Below are 20238 nucleotides of genomic sequence, written 5' to 3'. Positions count from 1 at the left end.
CGAACTATTCCTCCCGGAGCTTGTCACGGGGAGGGGGACCGCCGCGCAGCGGGGGTGGAGGGGCCGCCCTTGCAGAGGGCGGAATTTTGTCGAGCTGTTCACCGGCCGTCTGCGCGGCCGCCCCTCCACCACCGCCTTTGGCGGTGGTCCCCCTCCCCTGAGCAGGCTCAGGGGAGGAATTGGATGGAGCCTCATCGGCATTCCCTTCCTCCCCCTCCGTCATGCTGCGCATGCCACCTCCCCCTCGCGGGGGAGGATTGTCAGGCTCCCCCGCCGCGCGGCGGGTGTTGGCGAGCCAGGCTTCGCGGGCGGTGAGGCCGGCGGCGATCAGTTCGGCGCGCTCGCGGGCGTCGGCGGCGGTGACGGCGGCTTCCTCTTCGTCGGTCAGGTCGCGCTGATAGTCGTCGTCGAGGGGATCGCCCTCCTCGACGCCGTCGAAGCCGGGGGGTGGCGGGAAATCGGTGCGCCAGCCGCGCGCATCGTCGCACCACCAGACCGAACCGTGATAATCGTCCTCGCTATCCGGACGAACCGGACAAAAATCGCGTGTGTCCGGCGGGCTGTCCGCCTCCTCCTCTGGCGGGGCTTCGGAGGCGAGGGCGACGAGGCCGATGGCTTCGGCGCGGCGCCATTGTTCGTCGGTCCAGCGGGCGCGGTCGGCGGGGTCGAGGTCGGTGGCGGAGACGGCGGCGCTGTCGTCGACATGGGTGCGCAGCCAGCGATCGGCGCGGGCGAGCGTGCGGATCGGGGCGAGGTCGTCCTCGCTTGCCACCCCCGCCGCCCCGATGCGCGCGGCGAGGAACAGGCCGGCGCGGCCCGGAGCGGCGGAGTGTTCGACCAGATCGAGAAATTGTTCGAAGTCCGCCGCGGCGAGCCGGACGGCGGCAGCGTCGGTATCGGTGCAGGCGGCGTCGGCGCGCTTGTCGAGCCGGTTCAGCATCTTCCACGCCAGCTGATTGTCGTAGCGGTGGCGGGTGGTGATGCGGCCATCGTCGCCGGTGACGGATTCACGCACGCCATTGAAGGCGCGGTCCATCAGTTCGTCGGCGAGGCAATCGCGGCTGCGCAGCTGAGCCGCCTTCCACCCCAAGGCGAACGCCGCGCCGCGCGCGCTGTCACGCAGGGCATAGGCGGTCGAGCGCGCCATGCCGACAATGGCGCACGCCTGGGTGACGTTGTGCCCGCGCGCAAGGGCGGTGAGGAAGCGCTTCTGCTTTTCGGGGGTCCAGCCGTCATAGCGCTGGGCATCGGGCACGCCGGGTTCGAGGTCGTGGAAGGCGGCGTGGTTGAAGGTCGCGGGGTTGTAGGGCGCCGGTTCGGGCGCGGTGAAAGCGTTCATGTCTGCCGGTCCTTTGCTGATGTGATGCAGAGGATCGGTTAGGTATGCCGGAACGGGGGCTGTAGGAAAGTTCTATTTTTGTTCTAGTCGGCTAGCGCGAGATCGCAGCTAACCCGCCCCATCCGGCCACAACGATCAGCGCCCAAAAAAGGTGGCTAATTTATCTCATGACCTTGAGAAGGGGAAGTTAATCGACAACGCGTTCTGCGATGCCCAAACTAGATCGTTCCCGACGATCTGATTCGAGCGCATCTCGCAACACATTGCGGCCCGCCGTCAATTTTCTGTTTTTGTCAAGTGCCTCTTGATATTGCAAGAACACCTCGACGAGCCAGCGCTCCTCGCATTCTTCTCGCATATTTTCCTCCCAAGCACGTTGAGGCCAGTCGATAACATGCTTGACACAAGACTCAACGGGAGATTGCATCCGGCCATCGCATTTTTCGGGGCGTCAAAATGAGCATAGTCGATACATCACGTGAGGCATTCATGGCGCTTATCGCGCCAATCGGCGTTGACATGGGCTTGGTTACCTCCGTCCTCTCGGAGAAAGCGAAACAGATCAGCTACGATCCAAACATAATAAAACTCACTGATTTTCTAAAAACATTCGGCATGGTTCCAAAATCGTTCGAAAACGAAGTTGCTCGATACAAAGCATATATTCAAGCCGGTGACGAATTATGCGAACAATCTGGGCAAGGTGACGTGCTCGCACTTCTCGGAATATCCGCGCTTTTAGCTGGAGGAGAAGAAAAAAGAAAAACTCAAATATACTCAAGAAGGCTAAACATATTCAGACAAATTAAGCGAATCGACGAATATAATACACTTGAACGCGTCTATGGCAGAAATATTCTATTTGTAGGCTGCTACGCGTCCGTTGAAGACCGAGCAAATTACCTTGTTGATCGAATGCGAGTTAGCGACAGAACTTCAAATGATGCAAAACTTCGCAGTCAAGCTTTAGAAATAATGTCGATTGACGAAGATGAATCTGACAAAGATTTTGGACAAAAGGTAATCGACTGCTATCCGAAGTCGGATTTTATACTTGATTGCTCCAGTCGCCTGTCACTCGAGGAATCATGTGATCGACTTTTCAAAATATTTTTCGGACACCCCTTTGTATCCCCCACGCTAGATGAGCATGCGTCTTACATAGCGAACGCCGCATCGTATCGCTCGCTTGACCTTTCACGCCAGGTTGGTGCAGCAATCTTCAGTGAGGAGGGCGAAATAATCTCAATGGGCTGCAATGAGGTTCCCGCCGCTGGAGGAGGAACTTATTGGTGCCATCACGACAATGATACCCGCGATTACATATTGGGTTACGATTCCAATCAAAGGGTAAAAGAAGATCTTGCGCGTGAGGCGCTTGCGAAACTCCGAGACATGGGGTGGCTTGCGAATGGATATAAAAAGTATGATCTCGACAGGCTAATTGAACTAGTCTTCTCTAAAGCAGATAAGGATGGAAAAAATGAAGGGCCATGGCGGCGCTCAATGATGGCTGACATCATTGAGTATGGCAGAATGGTTCACGCTGAAATGAATGCAATAACTGACGCGGCGCGATTTCGACGGTCCACCTCTAATGCGACTCTATACTGCACAACAATGCCCTGCCACATGTGCACAAAACTCATTATTTCCTCAGGAATTAAACGAGTTGTTTATCTCCAGCCCTATGTAAAAAGCCTAACATCCGAACTATTTAAAGACACGGTTGCATTTGAGCGCCCTGGCATCGCCAATAAGGTTGAGTTTTCAAGCCTAAAAGGAGTGACACCGGCAGGATTCAAACGAGCATTTTCTAAAACTACAAAACGGAAAAATGATGATGGAACAGCCAAGCAGTGGAACAGGCTTAATGCAGCTCCAACATTCTTGACGACAATCCCATACTACGCGGAAAGCGAGGTGACTGCATTGCTTAGTCTCTCGGCAATTCCTCGCTTTGCCGCACCGTCACTCAAATCACCGAGTAAAAGAAAGAAGCCGCAGTCCTAACCGACGCGGCTCCAGTAACTTCCCCCTCCCCTCAAACCCCAAACGCCTCCACCGGCAGCGCCATGATCGTCTCTGCGCCGCTTTCGATCTTGCGGCGGAGCGCGCCGGCGTTGGGCATGATGCGATCGGCGTAGAAGCGGGCGGTGACCAGCTTGGCTTCGTAGAAGGCCTTGTCGTCGTCGCCTTCGGCCAGTGCCGCGACGGCGGCGTCGGCCATGCGGAGCCACATCAGGCCGATCGCGACGGTGCCCATCAGCTCCATATAGCTGTACGCGCCGGCGCCGACCTGGTTGGGGTCCTTCATGCCGTTGGCCATGAACCACATGGTCGCGGCCTGAAGCTGGCCATTGGCCTTTTCGAGCGCTTCGGCGAGGTGGGTCAGTTCGGGCTTGGCCTTGGCCGCGGCGACCTCTTCGGTGACGATGCGGAACAGGGTCTGGACCGCGCGGCCGCCATTTTGCGCCAACTTGCGGCCGACCAGGTCCATCGCCTGCACGCCGTTGGTGCCTTCATAGATCATCGCGATGCGGGCATCGCGGACATATTGCTCCATGCCCCATTCGGCGATGTAGCCATGGCCGCCATAGACCTGTTGGCTGTCGGTCGCGATGCGGTAGCCGGCGTCGGTGCCGACGCCCTTGATCACCGGGGTGAGCAGGCCGATCAGGTCGTCGGCGAGCTGACGCTCCTCCTCGCTCGCCGCCTTGTGCGACAGGTCGACCTGGAGGCCGCCCCACAGGCAGAGGGCGCGCAGCCCTTCGGTCATCGCCTTGGCCTCCATCAGCATGCGGCGGACATCGGGGTGGACGAAGAGGGTGTCGGCCTTTTCCTGTGGCTCCGCGGCGCCGGTGAGCGCGCGGCCCTGACGCCGGTCGTGGGCGTACTGGACGGCGTTCTGATAGGCGACTTCGCCGATGCCGAGGCCTTGAAGCCCGACGCCGAGGCGGGCGGCGTTCATCATGATGAACATGGCGGCGAGGCCCTTCATCTCCTCGCCCACCAGCCAGCCGGTCGCGCCGTCATAGTTCATGACGCAGGTCGAGTTGGCGTGGATGCCCATCTTGTGCTCGATCGAGCCGCAGCTGACGGCGTTGCGGTCGCCCAGGCTGCCGTCGTCGTTGACGATGAACTTGGGCACGACGAACAGGCTGATGCCCTTGCTGCTTTCCGGCGCGCCGGGGGTCTTGGCGAGGACGAGGTGGATGATGTTGCTGGTGAGGTCATGTTCGCCGGAGGAGATGAAGATCTTGGTCCCCGTGATCGACCAGCTGCCGTCGGCGTTCGGGGTGGCGCGGGTCTTGATGAGGCCGAGATCGGTGCCGCAATGCGGTTCGGTGAGGTTCATCGTGCCGCCCCATTCGCCGCTGACCATCTTGGGGACGTACTTCTCCTGCTGCTCCGGGCTGCCCTTGGCCAGCAGCGCCTCGATCGCGCCGTGGGTGAGGCCGGGGTACATGGCGAAGGCCATGTTGGCGGAGATCATATACTCCTGAAACGCGGTCGAGACGACGTGCGGCATGGCCTGTCCGCCGAACTGCTCCGGCGCGCTGAGCGTGCCCCAGCCGGACTCGACGAACTGCTGATAGGCTTCCTTGAAGCCGTCGGGGGTGGTTACCGAGCCGTCGGCGTGGCGGGTGCAGCCCTGCTGGTCGCCGCTATGGTTGATCGGGAACAGGACTTCGGCGACGAACTTGCCGCCCTCTTCGAGCACCGCGGTGACGGTGTCGGGCGTCGCGTTGGCGAAACCGGGGAGGTTCGCGTAGCGGTCGAGCTTGAGCACGCGGTCGAGGACGAAACGGGTGTCGCGGACGGGGGGATTGTAGCGGGGCATCTCTCTATCCTGTTCTTACTTGATCGGGGCGGCGCGGCCTTCGAGGACCGCGATGAAATCGTCGAGTTCGGCAATGGCGGCGTCGATGTCGGTCTTTTGCCGTTCCAGCAGCGCGATGCGCGCGCGGCACTTGTCGAGCGTCACCTGATGCTGGGTGCGGCGTTCGTCGCCGACATCGTAGAGGTCGATCATCTCGCGAATTTCGGCGAGGCTGAAGCCGACGCGCTTGCCGCGCAGGATCCAGGCGAGCCGGGCGCGGTCGCGGTGCGAGTAGATGCGCTGGAGCCCGCGGCGCTCGGGGCTGATCAGCCCTTCGTCCTCGTAGAAGCGCAGCGCGCGTGCGGTGACATCGAACTCGGCGCACAGGTCCGAGATCGAGAAGCTGTCCTTGTCCGGCCGCGCTTCGATCGGAGCGAAGCTGGCGACGGGTTTCATCAACGTGGCCATGCCGCGAATTTATGCCGGCTTGACGTTAACGTCAACTCGTTTGATCGCGCCGCAATGCGGGCGGGATCAGCTGCACAGCCGCACGCCCTCTGCGCTGCGCAGCGCCTGCGCCTCGGCGGCGGATTCGCTGAGCCGCTCGACCTCGAGCGCGGCGAAGGAGGCGCGCGGGCCGCACAGCCGGGCACAGCTGTCAGGGACGGTCGCGGGAAAGGTGATGCGGTCGCCGTCGAACCGCGCGGCGAAGCTGCAGGTCGCGCCGTTCCTGCCGGTGAACTCGATCGCGAGGGTCGAACCGGACCGCGCCGCGGTGCCGCGCCCGGTGCAGCTGACGCGGTCGCCATAATCGACGAACGCGCCGATGCGATAGGCGGTGCCGTCGCGCACGATGCACAGCCGGTCGGTGTCGCGGGCATAGAGGCCGGTGACATCGCTTACCCGCGGATCGCGGACGAGGCCGCGTTCGACCGCGGCGGATTCAAGGTCGGGCGGGGTCGGCGACGCAGCCGGCTGGGGGCTGCCGCCGGAGCAGGCGGCGAGGAGGAGAAACGGTAAAATCCTCCCCGGCACGGGGAGGGGGACCGCCGCGAAGCGGTGGTGGAGGGGGCCCGAGGCAAGGGAGTCCGATGCCTCGGGCCCCCTCCACCAGCTACGCTGGTCCCCCTCCCCGTTCCGGGGAGGATTTTTTGCCCCTCCCCTCATCCGCGCACCAGGCGGCCGCCCTCGATGCGGCGGAAGAAGCAGCTGCGCTCGCCGGTGTGGCAGGCGGGGCCGGCGGGGTCGACCTTGAGCCACAGCGCGTCCTGATCGCAATCGATCCGCGCTTCGACCACGCGCAGGACATGGCCGCTGCTCTCACCCTTTTTCCACAGGCGCTGGCGGCTGCGCGACCAGAACCACGCCTCGCCGCTCTCCAGCGTCCTTGCCAGCGCATCGGCGTTCATGTGCGCGAGCATCAGCAATTCGCCGGTCGCGGCATGGGTGGCGACGGCGGTGATGAGGCCGTTGGCGTCGTAGTTCGGGTTCAGGTCGAGGGTGGAATCGCGAGCTTCGGTCATGGCGCGGTGTTAGGGGGTCGGGGCGCGAAATGCACGATGGATTGGCGCCGCCACCGCGCACGGCCCCGCGCCGCCGCAGCGCTGAAAACCGCATGGTTGTGCCGACGCGCAGCTGCTAGCAGGGTGACGATGCTGGATGCGATGATCTTCAGGGGGGTGTGGCGCGACTATCAGGCGCGGATCCTGGAGGAGATGGACCGGCATCTGGATGACCGCCGGCTGCATATCGTTGCCGCCCCGGGCGCGGGCAAGACGGTGCTGGGCCTTGAGATCGTGCGCCGGATCGGCCGGCCGGCGCTGGTGTTTGCGCCGACCATCGCGATCCGAGACCAGTGGGAACAGCGGCTGTGCCCTTTGTTCATGGACGCCCCGCCCGCCCCGGACACGCTGTCGCGCGGTCTGGCCGCGCCGGGCGTGCTGACCCTGACCAGCTATCAGGCGCTGGACAGCCTGCGGCGCAGCGACGACCTCGACCGACTGATCGCCGCGCTGAACCGGAACGGGCCGCTGACGCTGGTGCTGGACGAGGCGCACCATCTGCGGCGCGAATGGTGGAAGTGCCTCAACGAACTGGCCGAGCGGCTGGACGATGTCCGGCTGGTCGCGCTGACCGCCACGCCGCCCTATGACGCAAGCTATGCCGAGTGGTCGCGGTACGAAACGCTGTGCGGGCCGATCGATCTTGAGATCGGCATTCCCGAACTGGTGCGCAATGGCGATCTGTGTCCGCATCAGGATCACCTGATCCTGTCGGAGCCGACCGAGGATGCGTGCCGCTTGCTCGACGCGCGGCGGACGGCGGTCGCGGCGCTGGCCGCCGATCTGCGCAGCGATGCCGCGCTGCTCGACCAGCTTGCCGCGCATCCGTGGCTGACCGACCCCGACGCGCAGATCGAAGCAATATTGGAAGCGCCGGAGCTGCTCTCGGCGATGCTCGTGCAGCTTGCCGCGGCGGGGCGCGCACTGCCCGAGGCGCCGCTCACCCTGCTCGGCGTATCGGCGCGCGCCGTCCCCACGCCATCCGCCTTCTGGCTCGAACAGCTGCTGGAGGGCGTGATCGGACGCGAGGGCGGCGCTCAGATCCTGCCCCCGCCGGCGCGCAAGGCGCTGCGCGACCGGCTGCAGCAGCACGGCCTGATCGAAGGGGGCCGGGTGCGGCTGACCCACAACCAGGCGGTGTTCAAACTGATGGCATCGAGCCTTGCCAAACTCGATTCGATCGTTGCGATCGCCCAGTCCGAAGCGCGGGCGCTGGGCACCGATCTGCGCATGGTGGTCCTGTCCGACCATATCCGCGCCGGTGAATTGCCGAGCCGCGCCGATGCCCCCTATCGCCCGGCGAAACTGGGGGTCGTCCCGATCTTCGAAACGCTGCGCCGCGCCGCCATCGCTGCAACGCGGATCGGCGTATTGACCGGGAGCCTGGTCATCATCCCCCGCAGCGCGCTGCCCCGCCTGAACGCCGTGGCCGCGGCGCTGCGCATCGATCCCGCCGATTTCCGGGCAGCGGACCTGTCCGGCTGCCCCGATCATGTTCAGGTGGCAGGTCGCAGTGGCGGCGCGGCAGCGCTGGTCCGCGTGGTCACGGCGCTGTTCACGCGCGGCGATCTCAACATCCTGGTCGGCACCCAATCGCTGCTGGGCGAAGGCTGGGACGCCCCGGCGCTCAACAGCCTGGTGCTGGCCAGCAACACCGCGTCGTTCATGCTGTCCAACCAGATGCGCGGGCGCGCGATCCGGATCGACCCGGACCGCCCCGACAAGGTGGCCAATATCTGGCACCTCGCGACGGTCGATCCGGCGGACAGCGAAGGCGCCAACACGGTGGCGGCCACGCTGAACTGGGGCTTTCTCAGCGATCCTGGCGCGGCGAGCGTGTCCGACCTTGCGCTGGTGGCGCGCCGGTTCAAGGCGTTCGAGGGGATTGCCAATGACGGATCGACGCTGATCGAGGACGGCGTCGGGCGGATCGGCCTGAACCCGGCATTGCCGGTCGCCGCCAGCAATGCGCGCAGCTTTGCGATCGCGGCGGACCGTGCGGCGATCGCGGAGCGTTGGCGCCGCTCGCTCGGCGCCGGACGGGAACGGGCACGCGTTCACGAAACGGCGGCAGCAACCCATGCACCGCGCGTGCTGAGCTGGTTCGACACGCTCCACGCGCTTGGCTGGACCGCGGCGAGCGGCGCCGGCATGGCCGCGGCGAGCGCGCTGCGTTCAATCCCGTCCTTTGCCACGGTCGGCATGGCCGCCATGGCCATCGCCGGGGCGGTCACGATCGCCACCCTGCCGCGCCTGGCCAAGGCTGCGCGGCTGGCGTGGCGCAACGGATCGCTGGAGGGATCATTGCGCGAAGTGACGCTGGCGACGCTGCGCGCGCTGGCCGATGCCGGCGTCATCAGGCAGGACGAACTGGACACGGCGCAGATCGAGCTGCGTACCAGTTTCGACGGACGCAAGGACATCATCCTGACCGGGGTCAGCCGCGCGTGCGAGCGGCACGTCATGCAGGCGGTGGCAGAGATCCTCAGCCCGGTACAAAATCCCCGTTACCTCCTGCTGCGGCGGTCGCGGTTCGGGCCGAAACGGCGGGTCGATTACCATGCGGTGCCGGCTGCGCTGGCCGCGCGCAAGGAGGATGCCGAACGCTTTGCCGCATGGTGGCGCGCGGGCGTGGGGTCGTCCGACCTGGCCTTTACCCGCACTGCGGAAGGACGCCGGCTGTTGCTGCGGGCACGCGCGGCGTCCTTTGCGGCTGGGCAGCAGCGGCAGGTCGATCGACGGTCAGTATGGCTGTGACGCGCGCGGCGGGGTTCGGGCGGGGCCGGGTGGTGCGCGGCTGAACCGACACGAAAACGACCGCAGCGGGGGATGCCCGATGCGGTCGTTTCACTGCGGGGCACTGGCTTCCCCACCCCCTTCCCTGGCGGGGAAGGGGCTTTTGCATGCGTCGCTTACGCCGTGAGGTCGAAGCGGTCGGCGTTCATCACCTTGGTCCAGGCCGCGACGAAGTCACGGACGAACTTCTCCTCATTGCCGTTCTCGGCATAGACTTCGGCGACCGCGCGCAGTTCGGAGTTGGAGCCGAAGATCAGGTCCGCACGGGTCGCGCGCCAGGTTTCGTGGCCGCCCTTGCGGTCGGTCGCGATGAACTCCTGATCGTCCGATCCGTCGGCCGCCTTCCAGACATTGGTCATGCCGAGCAGGTTGACGAAGAAGTCGTTGGTCAGCTGGCCCGAACGCTTGGTGAAGTGGCCATGGCCACGTTCGCCATGATTGGCGCCGAGCACGCGCAGGCCACCGACCAGCACGGTCATTTCGGGGACCGAAAGGCCGAGCAACGATGCGCGGTCGAGCATCATTTCCTCGGTCTTCACCGCCAGCTTCTTCTTGCCGAGATAGTTGCGGAACGCGTCCGCCTCCGGCTCGAGCCACTCGAAGCTCTCGACATCGGTCTGCTCCTGCGTCGCGTCGCCACGGCCGCCGACGAACGGGACCGGGACGGTGTGACCGGCATCCTTGATCGCCTTTTCAAGGCCCACCACGCCGCCGAGCACGATCGCGTCGGCCATCGACATGCTGCCGCGCAGTCCGTCGAGCGTGTCGAGCACCTTGGCCAGCATCTCCGGCTCGTTGACTTCCCAGTCCTTTTGCGGAGCCAGCCGCACGCGCGCACCGTTTGCGCCGCCGCGATGGTCGGACTTGCGATAGGTGCTGGCCGAGGCCCAGGCAGTCTTGATCAGCTGGCTGACGGTGAGGCCGCTATTGGCGATCTTTTCCTTCACCGCCGCGACGTCCGCGTCGCTCGGCATGGTGCCGGCGGGGATCGGATCCTGCCAGATCAGGTCTTCTTCCGGCACTTCCGGGCCGAGATAGCGGACCTTGGGGCCCATGTCGCGATGGGTCAGCTTGAACCAGGCGCGGGCGAAGGCGTCCTTGAACGCTTCGTGATCGGCGCGGAACCGCTCGCTGATCGCGCGGAATTCCGGATCGCGCTTGAGCGCCATGTCGGCGGTGGTCATCATGGTCGGAACCTTGATGTTCGGATCCCACGCCGCCGGGGCCATGTCCTCCTCTTTCTGGTTGATCGGCTGCCACTGGTGCGCGCCTGCGGGCGACTTCACCAGCTCGTATTCATAGTCGAACAGCAGGCGGAAATAATTCTCGGTCCATTCGCGCGGGGTGTTGGTCCACGCGCCCTCGATCCCGCTGGTGACCGTGTGTTCGCCGATGCCGCCGCTCTCATGGCTGGAGACCCAGCCGAAGCCGAGCGCGGTGATGTCGCCGCCGGCCGGAGCCGCGCCGAGCAGCGACGCGTCGCCATTGCCATGCGCCTTGCCGAAGGTGTGGCCGCCGGCGGTGAGCGCGACGGTTTCCTCGGCATTCATCGCCATGCGACGGAAGGTTTCCTTCATGTCGCGCGCCATGCCTTCATCGTCGTGCGGATTGCCGCCCGGCCCCTCGGGATTGACGTAGATCAGGCCCATCTGGATCGCGGCGAGCGGGCCTTCGATCTGGTGCATGCCATGTTCGGGGGCGATGCGGGTCTGGACGCCCTCATTCACCCACTTGTCTTCGCTGCCCCAATAGATGTCGCGCTCGGGCTCGTATACGTCGGCGCGGCCGCCGCCGAAGCCGAACACCGGGCCGCCCATGCTCTCGATCGCGACATTGCCGGCGAGGATGAACAGATCGGCCCAGCTGATCGACTGGCCGTATTTCTGCTTGATCGGCCACAGCAGGCGGCGGGCCTTGTCGAGATTGCCGTTGTCGGGCCAGCTGTCGAGCGGGGCGAAGCGCTGCTGCCCGCTATTGGCGCCGCCGCGACCGTCGGCGGTGCGATAGGTGCCGGCGGCGTGCCACGCCATGCGGATGAAGAACGGGCCGTAATGGCCGTAATCGGCGGGCCACCAGTCCTGGCTGTCGGTCATCAGCGCGGTCAGATCGGCCTTGAGCGCCTGATAATCGAGCTTCTTGAACGCCTCGGCATAGTCGAAGTCCGGCCCCATCGGGTTGGACGGGCCGTTGGGGTTGAGGATTTCGGTGGCGAGCATCTCCGGCCACCAATCCTTGTTGGTGCGGCCGAGCAGCGCGCGAACGCCGCCATTGCCGTGCACGGGGCAGCCGCCGCCGTCGATCGATCCGGTCTTTGCGTCCATGGGGAATCCCTCCTTGGGTGGGTTGTTGTGGCGCGAGGCTATCGGAGCGGGCGCCAAGGCTGAAACGGGATAAACCGGTCAGTGCGAGTGAGGAAATCGATCATGTCATCGTTCAGTCATCGATTGCGGCGAACAGAGTCGGGATTTCGGGTCGACAGGTCCCCCCACTCAACCTACGGGCAAACACAATGATCCCGCATTCGATGTGACAAACAGGCGACAAAGCCGGATCGAGCGCCTATAGGCCCGCGGATCGACCAACGACTCCCCCGAAGGGCCGATGCTGACCACGAACCCGTTCGATGACGACAAGCTGCGCGAAGAGTGCGGCGTATTCGGTGTTTCCGGTGCCGAGGGCGCAGCCGCGCTCGTTGCGCTGGGCCTGCACGCACTCCAGCATCGCGGGCAGGAGGCCGCCGGCATCACCAGCTTTGACGGCGCCAACTTCCACACGCACCGCGCGATGGGCCATGTCGCGGGCAATTTCGACCGCGACGAGGTGATCCGCGCGCTGGCCGGCAATGTCGCGTGCGGCCATGTCCGCTACTCGACCACCGGCGAGACCGCGCTGCGCAACGTCCAGCCGCTCTATGCCGAGCTGGCGAGCGGCGGGTTCGCGGTGGCGCACAACGGCAATATCTCGAACGCGATGCACCTGCGCCGCGAGCTGATCCGGCGCGGTTCGATCTTCCAGTCGACATCGGATACCGAGACGATCATCCATCTGGTCGCGACCAGCGGCTACAAGGACCTGCTCGACCGGTTCATCGACGCGCTGAAGCAGGTCGAGGGTGCGTACTCGCTGATCTGCATGACGCAGGAAGGCATGATCGCGTGCCGCGACCCGCTCGGCATCCGTCCGCTGGTGATGGGGCGCCTAGGCGACAGCTTCATCTTTGCGTCGGAGACGGTTGCGCTCGACGTGGTCGGTGCGACCTATGTCCGCGATGTCGAGCCGGGCGAACTGGTGATCGTCAAGGATGGCGCGATGCGATCGATCCGCCCGTTCACCGCAATCGCGCCGCGCCCGTGCATCTTCGAGTGGGTGTATTTCAGCCGTCCCGACTCCATCGCGCAGGACCGCTCGGTCTATACCGTGCGCAAGGGCATCGGCGCCGAGCTGGCGATCGAATCGCCGGTCGAGGCGGATCTGGTGATCCCGGTTCCGGACTCGGGCGTCCCCGCCGCAATCGGCTATGCCCAGCAGTCGGGCATTCCGTTCGAGCTGGGCATCATCCGATCGCATTATGTCGGCCGCACCTTCATCCAGCCGAGCGCGGAAGTGCGGCGGTTGGGCGTCAAGCTCAAGCACAATGCCAATCGCGCGCTGATCCAGGGCAAGCGCATCGTGCTGATCGACGATTCGATCGTGCGCGGCACCACCAGCCTGAAGATCGTCGAGATGATGCGCGAGGCCGGCGCGGCCGAAGTGCATATGCGCATCGCCAGCCCGCCGACGACGCACAGCTGTTTCTATGGCGTCGACACGCCCGAGCGCTCCAAGCTGCTCGCCGCGCAGCATGACGTGGCCGGCATGGCCAAGTTCATCAAGGCCGACAGCCTGGCGTTCGTGTCGATCGACGGGCTGTACCGCGCACTGGGCGAGGCGCAGCGCGGCGACGTGCTGCCGCGCTATTGCGACGCGTGCTTCACCGGCGATTATCCCACCCAATTGACCGACCATGACGAACAGGCGACCAGCCAGTTCGCCCTGCTCGACGAGAAGCGTTGATCCCATGACCGGACAGGCACTTGCGGGGCGCATCGCGCTCGTCACCGGCGCGAGCCGCGGAATCGGCGCGGCCACCGCGATCGCGCTGGCGGCACAGGGCGCGCATGTCGTGCTGACCGCGCGCACCGCCGGGGGCCTCGAAGAGGTCGAGGAAGCGATCTTTGCAGCCGGCGGATCGGCGACGATCGCGCCGATGGACCTGATCGAGACGGATTCGATCCCGCGCCTTGCCGCCGCCGTGGCGGAACGCTGGGGCAAGCTCGACATCCTGGTGCTCAACGCCGCCGCGCTCGGCACGCTGTCACAGGTTTCGGCGTTCGATCCCAAGGAAGTGGCCAAGGTGCTGGCGCTCAACGTCAGCGCGCAGGCGGCGCTGATCGGGGCGTTCGACGGCCTGCTGCGCAAGTCCGATGCCGGCCGCGTGATCGGCCTGACGTCGAGCGTCGGCCGCCAGCCGCGCGCCTATTGGGGCCTGTATGGCGCGACCAAGGCGGCGTTCGAGAACCTGCTGCTGAGCTATGCCGACGAGGTGCGCAACCTGACCAAAATTCGCGTCGCATTGCTCAACCCCGGCGCGACCCGCACCAAGATGCGCGCGCGCGCCTATCCGGGCGAAGCACCCGAGAGCGTCAAGCCGCCGGAAGAGGTGGCGGAGCGGATCGTCGCGATGCTGGCGCAGGATTTCGAGACGGGGACGTTCGAAGCCATCGGCTGACGCGCCGCGTCAGTCGATCCGGCGCGCCTGACGGAAACGGGCGTAGCGGTTGAGCAGATCGTTGATCAGCTGGTCCCGGTCATAGCCGGTGACATCATGCGGCACGGCACCGTCCGACCCGTGGGCAATCGCGCGGAAGTGGCGGCGATCCCGCCGCGCGCTGCCCGGCGCTTCGGCAAAGGCGAAACTGGGCGCGCGATAGGCGCGGATGCGCACCGTGTAGCGGAACGCGCCGCGGTCGCCATGCGGAACCGTCAAATCGAGCTGCCACTCCCCTTCCTCGAGCCGGGGGAGCAATCCGTTGTCCTGCATCTGTGCGGCGATCGCCTGAAGCGCTGGCTGGGCAACATCCTGCAAAAAGGCCGCGATCTCGACGTCATCGTGGAAGTGCATGATGCTGGCCAGACGCTGCTGCCAGCCCTGCCCCGGATCCGGGACCGTGGCCGCGCGCGCGTCGGAAGACAGGTCGATGGATCCGCCCGCGCCCTCGGTCTGCAGCGCGCGCAACAGACCGTAGCAGACGAACAGCATGACCGCAGTGAACGGCAGCGCGCTGGCAATCGCAGCCGTCTGAAGCGCCTGTAGCCCGCCGGTCATCAGCAGCACGGCGGCCACTACTCCGGCGGCAACGGCCCAGAAAATCCGTTGCCAGATCGGTGGATCCTCCACCGCGCCGGACGTCAGCATGTCGATCACCAACGCCCCGGAGTCCGCCGAGGTCACGAAGAACGTGACGACCAGCAGCGTGGCGACGCCCGACGCGATCAGCGGGAACGGCAGCTGTTCCAGCGTTTCGAACAAGGCGACCGGCATATTGCTGGCCGCGGTTCCGGCGATGTCGGCCACCCCGCGCATGTCGAGATCAATCGCGGTATTGCCGAAGACGGTCATCCACAGAAAGGTGAACAGGGTCGGCACCAGCAGCACCCCGCCGACAAATTCGCGGATGGTGCGCCCGCGCGAGATCCGCGCGATGAACATGCCCACAAAGGGAGACCAGGAAATCCACCAGCCCCAGTAGAACAGCGTCCAGTCGCCGAACCAGGCATTGGGTTCATACGCGTACATGCGGAACGTCCGCTGCACGACCGCGCCGAGATAGGCGCCGATATTCTGCACATAAGCCTGAAGCAGGAACACGGTGGAGCCGGCGAGCAGGACGAAAACCAGCAGGGTGATGGCGAGAATGATGTTGAGTTCGGACAGCCGCTTGATCCCCTTGTCCAGCCCGACGGCGGCGGACAGCGTGGCGAGCAGCGTGATCGCCGCGATCAGCAGCACCTGAACCAGTGGGCCGGTGGGCAGGCCGAACAGATAGTTGAAGCCGGCATTGACCTGAAGCACGCCGAAGCCGAGCGACGTGGCGACGCCGAACATCGTGCCGAGCACAGCAAAGATGTCGATCGCATGCCCGATCGGGCCGTAGATGCGCTTGCCGATCAGCGGGTAGAGCGCGGAGCGGATGGTGAGCGGCAACCCGCGCCGAAAGGCGAAATAGGCCAGCGCCAGTCCGACCACAATATAGATCGCCCAGGCGTGCAGCCCCCAGTGGAAGAAGGTAAGCACCAGCGCCTGTCGCGCGGATTCGACCGTGCGCCCTTCGCCGACCGGCGGCAGGGCATAATGCTGGATCGGTTCGGCGACGCCGAAGAACAGCAGGCCAATGCCCATGCCCGCGCTGAACAGCATCGCGAACCACGACAGATAGCCATATTCCGGCTCGCTATCGTCCGGCCCGAGCCGCACATCGCCATAGCGGCTGAACATCAGGAACAGCACGAACAGCAGGAAGCCCGCGACCGACAGGACGTAGAACCAGCCGAAATCGACGGTGATCGCCGTCTGAATCGCGGCAAACCACAGGCGCGCGCGATCGGGGAACAGCGCGCCGAGCAGCACGAACGCCAGAATAAGGCCGGCGGAGGTGAAGAAGACCGGCGGATTGACGCGGATCCAGCCAGCGCTGGCCGGCAGTGCCACATTGTCCTGTCGATCGCTCATCGCGTTGCCCGTCTCCCTGTCCGAAGCAGGAGAACGGGCCGGTAGCGTAATGGTTTCGCGTTACGGTGAAGGAGCGCCGTCGGCTCCGCCCCGGGTCGAGCCCGGGGTGACGATGGGGTCGCGTTACTCCGCCCCCGCCCCTTCGATCCCCAGCAACTCCACCGTGAACAGCAAGGTCGCGCCGCCCGGGATCGGGCCGCGGCCGTTGGGGCCGTAGGCGATGGCGGACGGAATCGCGAATTCGACCGTGTCGCCGACGCCCATCAGCTGAACCCCCTCGGTCCAGCCGGGGATCACGCGGTTGAGCGGGAAGGTGGCGGGCTGGCCGCGCTTGACCGAGCTGTCGAATTCGGCGCCGTCAGTGAAGGTGCCGACATAATGGACGGTCACGCGATCGGTCGGGCCGGGGCGCTGGCCGGCGCCGTTCCCGGCAACGAGCCGCCAGCGCAGGCCGCTTTTCGTCACGTTCCAGCCGGCGCCGCCGTGGCGCTGCGCCAGCGCGAGCGATTGCTGGTTGTGCCAGGCGACGTCCTGCGACCGGTCGGGCGCGTCCTGCGCGGCGGCGGGCAGCGCGATCAGCGCGGCGGCAAGGGCGATCGCGTGCTTCATGCCGCGAGGAACGCCTTGACCTGCGCCTGGAAGAAGGGGGCGTTGTCCCACATGATGAAGTGCGCCGAAGCGGGCACGCGCACCAGCTTCACGCCTTTGATCGGGGCGTAGGATGCCTGGTAGAAGCCGTCCATCTGCGCGTCGGTGACCGGCGCCCCGGTCGGGGTCACGTAGAGCACGGTGGTCGGCGCGGTGATCTTGCCCAGTTCCGGGATCAGGTTGGTGACGACCAGTTCGCCATAGGCGCGGGCGGAGACGTCGCGGTCGGACTTGACCGCATCGTCGAGCGCGGGCGCGCGCATGCTTTCGGTCGCGACCATCGACGTGATCGTGCCTTCGAGCTGCTTGAGATAGGCGTCCTGCGGGCTGTTGCGCATGCCGGCCATGATCTGGTCGGCGATCGGCTTGAGCGACTCGGGCGTTGCCTGCGGCCCGGCGAACATCGCGCCGAGGAAGGGCAGCATGTCGACCACCATCAGCTTGCCGACCCGGTCGGGGTGGCGCGCGGCGAGCATCATGCCCATCGTGCCACCCATCGAATGGCCGATCACCGCGACCTTGCCGAGCTTGTTTTCGGCGATGTAGCGCGCGATTTCATCGGCCACGGGCGCTGCGACATTGCCGTCGGTATTGCCGCCCTTGGGCAGGCCGCCGAACCCGTGCACCTGCACCTTGTGATAGCGATAGCCGGGCAGCGCGGCGGTCATTTCCGCCCAGACGCGCGGAGACGAGGACAGGCCCGGGATCAGGATGACGTCCGCGCCCTTCCCCTCCACGGTCACGGCGATGCGGTCGGACGTGAAGTCCTTTGCCGTCGCTGCGGTGGGCAGCAGGGCTGCGGTCAGCAGCATCGCCAGTGTCGCGAACAGGCCGCGGCGGTTCATCATCTCAATCCCTCCCAAGTTACGGGCGCCATGCGGGCGGCGCCGGATCCCCCAATTCGATCACCAGTTCTTCGTCCACCGCCGCGTCTTCGTCCAGTTCCTCGGCGCTGAAAATCTCGCGGTTCATCACGAAGCTGCCGTGATAGCCGGAGAAGCGCCAGTCGCCGGTGATTTCGGTGCCGTCCGCGCTGATGCGGCCCGAATAGGCGACGCTGTGGGCGAGCGGGCCGGCGGGGTCATATTGCTTGACGAACTCAAGCATGTCGACGCTGCGGGTGCCGGAGACGAAGGCGCGGCGGATATCGGCGTTGCCGGTATCGTCGGGTTCGGTGATCCGCCCCTCGACCGCGCCGCCAAATTCCTCAAGATGCGCGATGAAGCTGTTTTCGGGCACGTCCCATGCGGTCGCGAAATAGCGGCCATACCAGACGCCGGTGGTGTCGCGGGGGTCGTTCATGCGGGTTCCACCAATGCGAGAAGTTCGGGCAAAGTCAGCGGCTCGGCGCAGAGATAGCCCTGATAATATTGGCACCCCTCCTTGGCGAGCAGGTCGAGCTGTTCGGGCGTCTCGACCCCTTCCGCGATCACGGTGAGGCCGAGCGAGCGCGCCATGTCGATCACGCCGCGCACGACGATGCGGTCGCGCGCGCTGCCGGTGATATCCTGGGTCAGCTTGCGGTCGACCTTGAGGTAGTCCAGCGGGAGCGCTTTCAGATAGGCGAGGCTGGAATAGCCGGTGCCGAAATCGTCGATCGCGACGCGGCAGCCGGCGGCGCGCAGCTCGCTGAGCAGGCGCGAGGCTTCGCCAAGATCGTCGATCAGGCCGCCTTCGGTGATTTCGACGGTGAGGCGCGAACGCGGAAAGCCGCTGCTGTCGACCCAGTCGAGGAACAGGTCGGCGAACCCGGCGCGCGCCACATCGGCGGCGGTGACGTTGACCGACAGGCGCAACGGGCGGAGCGCGGCGGGCCAGCGCGCGGCCTGGGCCAGTGCCAGCCGCTGGACATGCTCGGACAGGGCCACCTCGAGCTCGGCGCAGGCTGCGGCGGCGAACAGGGTTTCGGCGCCGACCTCGCCATGCTGCGGGTGGCGCCAGCGCGCCAGCGCCTCGACCCCGACGATCGCGCCGGTGGCGACCGCGACCTGCGGCTGCAGGCGCAGTTCGATCTCACCCGCCTCCATTGCGCGCCGCAGGTCGAGCGCCAGCCGCTCGACCGGCGCAGCGCCGTCGGGCTGTGCGGTCCCGCTGAGCGCGTCGCCCGCACGGCGCAGCAGCGCGGCGGCATCGTCGCCGGTCCGCGCGATCGCCGTGGCGACGCGCGCGCCGACCGGAGCGATCGCGTCGCCGATGACGAACGGGCGCGCCATGGCATCGGCGATGGCGGCGGCAGCGGCGGCCAGCTGGGTCGCGTCGGCGCCCTCGGCCGCGACGAGGAACTCCGCCCCGCCCATGCGCGCGACGACCGCGCGGCGACCCAGCGCGGCGCGTGCCGCCTCCCCGATCCGGGTCGAGGCTGCGCGCAACACCGCGTCGCCGGCGTCGCGGCCATAGCTGGTGTTGACCATGTCGAACCGGCCGAGCGTGACCAGCACGACCGCGACCGTAACGCCGTCGTCGAGCCGGCGCGCGATCCAGCGGCGCATCCCGGCCTCGTCCCGCACCCCGGTCAGCACGTCGCGCACCACCGCGCCGGCATCGACCTCTCCCAGCCGCTCGATCAGTGCGTGGATGCGCCCGGTGCGGGCGTCGCGCTGCAGATGTTCGACCACCCGCCCGGCGCCGGGCAGGTCGTGCGCGAACGCGGTCGCCTGGATCCCGTCACGCAGCCGGGCGAGTGCCGCGCGCATCGCGCCGCGATCGCGCGCCTCGACCCGCGTCAGCAGCGCGCGCAGCGACGGCGCCGGGGCGAGATCGAGCATCGCGGCAAGCGCCGGGGTGAGCTGGAGCGAGCGCAGCGCCGGATCGTAGCGCCAGCCAAGCGGTTCGCCCGCCATCGGCGCCGCGCCGGCATCGCCGGCCACGCGCCGGGCGTGGCGCGCGGCAAAGCGCAGCGCCTGGACAAACTCGACCTCGCGCATCGGGCTGGCGAGGAACTGGGTTGCGCCGGCATCGTAGAATTCGCCGAGCCGGCCCGCATCGCCGCGCGAGACGAGCACGAGCAGCGCGCCGCCCGCGGCGCTGACCTGTCCCGCCAGCGCGCGCACCGCGGCGAGCCCGTCGGCGACGCTGCCCCGCGCATCGACCACCGCCACCGCCGCACCGCTGGCAAGGAAGCGGCGGTCCGCCCCCTCCCCGCGCCGCGCCGCGACCACCCGCCAGCCGGCCCGCGCGGCGAGCCCGGCGAGTTCGTCGCGCTGGCGGAAGGACAACAGGAACAACGGCCGATCGCGCCCGGTCATGGCGGCAGCGGGGGCAGAGGCGGCGTCGGTCATCACCCCTTCCTAACGCATGGCTT

The 20238-nt window shown here is 66.2% G+C and carries 15 protein-coding genes; 4 read left to right on the top strand and 11 right to left on the bottom strand.

Features of this window, described 5'->3' with window-relative positions; all coding sequences use genetic code 11:
* Window positions 1-4 precede the first annotated feature (4 nt).
* Window positions 5-1339: a hypothetical protein gene (locus tag J2Y54_RS14575; protein WP_310040761.1), complete on the bottom strand. Its 1335-nt coding sequence runs from the start codon at window positions 1337-1339 to the stop codon at window positions 5-7.
* A gap of 456 nt (window positions 1340-1795) precedes the next feature.
* Between J2Y54_RS14575 and J2Y54_RS14570 the strand changes: the two genes are divergently transcribed.
* Window positions 1796-3352, top strand: a complete 1557-nt coding sequence (locus J2Y54_RS14570) for a deaminase (protein WP_310040759.1) — start codon at window positions 1796-1798, stop codon at window positions 3350-3352.
* 31 nt (window positions 3353-3383) lie between these two features.
* Here the strand turns inward: J2Y54_RS14570 and J2Y54_RS14565 are convergent, their stop codons facing one another.
* The 4 genes from J2Y54_RS14565 to hisI all read right to left on the bottom strand — a co-directional run bounded on the left by J2Y54_RS14565 (window position 3384) and on the right by hisI (window position 6685).
* Window positions 3384-5183 (bottom strand): acyl-CoA dehydrogenase C-terminal domain-containing protein, encoded by a 1800-nt coding sequence (locus tag J2Y54_RS14565; RefSeq protein ID WP_310040757.1) that lies wholly within the window; start codon window positions 5181-5183, stop codon window positions 3384-3386.
* Between the two features lie 15 nt (window positions 5184-5198).
* Window positions 5199-5618, bottom strand: a complete 420-nt coding sequence (locus tag J2Y54_RS14560; RefSeq protein WP_310041327.1) for a MerR family DNA-binding transcriptional regulator — start codon at window positions 5616-5618, stop codon at window positions 5199-5201.
* Between the two features lie 78 nt (window positions 5619-5696).
* The gene (locus tag J2Y54_RS14555) at window positions 5697-6197 is read right to left on the bottom strand and encodes a hypothetical protein (protein WP_310040756.1); all 501 of its coding nucleotides are present in this window, start codon (window positions 6195-6197) and stop codon (window positions 5697-5699) included.
* Between the two features lie 128 nt (window positions 6198-6325).
* Complete coding sequence (hisI, locus tag J2Y54_RS14550) at window positions 6326-6685, bottom strand: phosphoribosyl-AMP cyclohydrolase (RefSeq protein ID WP_310040755.1); 360 nt, start codon at window positions 6683-6685, stop codon at window positions 6326-6328.
* A gap of 129 nt (window positions 6686-6814) precedes the next feature.
* Between hisI and J2Y54_RS14545 the strand changes: the two genes are divergently transcribed.
* Window positions 6815-9481: a DEAD/DEAH box helicase family protein gene (locus tag J2Y54_RS14545; protein ID WP_310040754.1), complete on the top strand. Its 2667-nt coding sequence runs from the start codon at window positions 6815-6817 to the stop codon at window positions 9479-9481.
* A 155-nt stretch (window positions 9482-9636) separates the two neighbouring features.
* Here the strand turns inward: J2Y54_RS14545 and katG are convergent, their stop codons facing one another.
* Window positions 9637-11841, bottom strand: coding sequence for a catalase/peroxidase HPI (katG, locus tag J2Y54_RS14540; protein WP_310040753.1), 2205 nt, complete (start codon window positions 11839-11841; stop codon window positions 9637-9639).
* Between the two features lie 280 nt (window positions 11842-12121).
* On the opposite strand from katG, the gene purF reads away from it, so the two are divergent.
* A complete protein-coding gene (gene purF, locus J2Y54_RS14535) occupies window positions 12122-13573 on the top strand; it encodes an amidophosphoribosyltransferase (protein WP_310040752.1) in 1452 nt (483 codons plus the stop codon).
* Window positions 13574-13577: 4 nt separating this feature from the next.
* Window positions 13578-14288, top strand: coding sequence for an SDR family NAD(P)-dependent oxidoreductase (locus tag J2Y54_RS14530; protein WP_310040751.1), 711 nt, complete (start codon window positions 13578-13580; stop codon window positions 14286-14288).
* A gap of 9 nt (window positions 14289-14297) precedes the next feature.
* On the opposite strand, the gene J2Y54_RS14525 is transcribed toward J2Y54_RS14530, so the two are convergent.
* The 5 genes from J2Y54_RS14525 to J2Y54_RS14505 all read right to left on the bottom strand — a co-directional run bounded on the left by J2Y54_RS14525 (window position 14298) and on the right by J2Y54_RS14505 (window position 20215).
* On the bottom strand, window positions 14298-16289 hold the full coding sequence (locus tag J2Y54_RS14525) for a BCCT family transporter (protein ID WP_310040750.1): 1992 nt from the start codon (window positions 16287-16289) through the stop codon (window positions 14298-14300).
* 123 nt (window positions 16290-16412) lie between these two features.
* Window positions 16413-16898 carry an FKBP-type peptidyl-prolyl cis-trans isomerase gene (locus tag J2Y54_RS14520; RefSeq protein WP_310040749.1) on the bottom strand — a complete coding sequence of 162 codons (486 nt, stop codon included), beginning with the start codon at window positions 16896-16898 and terminating at the stop codon, window positions 16413-16415.
* Window positions 16895-17782, bottom strand: coding sequence for an alpha/beta hydrolase (locus J2Y54_RS14515; RefSeq protein ID WP_310040748.1), 888 nt, complete (start codon window positions 17780-17782; stop codon window positions 16895-16897). Before J2Y54_RS14515 ends, J2Y54_RS14520 begins: the two co-directional genes overlap by 4 nt.
* A gap of 19 nt (window positions 17783-17801) precedes the next feature.
* Window positions 17802-18239: a hypothetical protein gene (locus J2Y54_RS14510; protein ID WP_310040747.1), complete on the bottom strand. Its 438-nt coding sequence runs from the start codon at window positions 18237-18239 to the stop codon at window positions 17802-17804.
* Window positions 18236-20215, bottom strand: coding sequence for a bifunctional diguanylate cyclase/phosphodiesterase (locus J2Y54_RS14505; RefSeq protein ID WP_310040746.1), 1980 nt, complete (start codon window positions 20213-20215; stop codon window positions 18236-18238). The genes J2Y54_RS14510 and J2Y54_RS14505 overlap by 4 nt, the downstream gene beginning before the upstream one ends.
* Window positions 20216-20238: the final 23 nt, after the last annotated feature.

The organism is Sphingomonas sp. BE123 (genome assembly GCF_031456015.1).
In the GTDB taxonomy this organism is placed as follows: Bacteria; Pseudomonadota; Alphaproteobacteria; order Sphingomonadales; family Sphingomonadaceae; genus Sphingomonas.
Note: the sequence above shows the minus strand (reverse complement) of the source record. Positions and strands in the feature narration are given on the sequence as shown.

Coding starts and splice junctions, on each gene's coding strand:
- J2Y54_RS14575 (WP_310040761.1), bottom strand. CDS start 1,339: ATGAACGCTTTCACCGCGCCCGAACCGGCGCCCTACAACCCCGCGACC.
- hisI (WP_310040755.1), bottom strand. CDS start 6,685: ATGACCGAAGCTCGCGATTCCACCCTCGACCTGAACCCGAACTACGAC.
- katG (WP_310040753.1), bottom strand. CDS start 11,841: ATGGACGCAAAGACCGGATCGATCGACGGCGGCGGCTGCCCCGTGCAC.
- J2Y54_RS14525 (WP_310040750.1), bottom strand. CDS start 16,289: ATGAGCGATCGACAGGACAATGTGGCACTGCCGGCCAGCGCTGGCTGG.
- J2Y54_RS14510 (WP_310040747.1), bottom strand. CDS start 18,239: ATGAACGACCCCCGCGACACCACCGGCGTCTGGTATGGCCGCTATTTC.
- J2Y54_RS14505 (WP_310040746.1), bottom strand. CDS start 20,215: ATGACCGACGCCGCCTCTGCCCCCGCTGCCGCCATGACCGGGCGCGAT.
- J2Y54_RS14520 (WP_310040749.1), bottom strand. CDS start 16,898: ATGAAGCACGCGATCGCCCTTGCCGCCGCGCTGATCGCGCTGCCCGCC.
- J2Y54_RS14565 (WP_310040757.1), bottom strand. CDS start 5,183: ATGCCCCGCTACAATCCCCCCGTCCGCGACACCCGTTTCGTCCTCGAC.
- J2Y54_RS14530 (WP_310040751.1), top strand. CDS start 13,578: ATGACCGGACAGGCACTTGCGGGGCGCATCGCGCTCGTCACCGGCGCG.
- J2Y54_RS14515 (WP_310040748.1), bottom strand. CDS start 17,782: ATGAACCGCCGCGGCCTGTTCGCGACACTGGCGATGCTGCTGACCGCA.
- J2Y54_RS14545 (WP_310040754.1), top strand. CDS start 6,815: ATGCTGGATGCGATGATCTTCAGGGGGGTGTGGCGCGACTATCAGGCG.
- J2Y54_RS14560 (WP_310041327.1), bottom strand. CDS start 5,618: ATGAAACCCGTCGCCAGCTTCGCTCCGATCGAAGCGCGGCCGGACAAG.
- J2Y54_RS14570 (WP_310040759.1), top strand. CDS start 1,796: ATGAGCATAGTCGATACATCACGTGAGGCATTCATGGCGCTTATCGCG.
- purF (WP_310040752.1), top strand. CDS start 12,122: ATGCTGACCACGAACCCGTTCGATGACGACAAGCTGCGCGAAGAGTGC.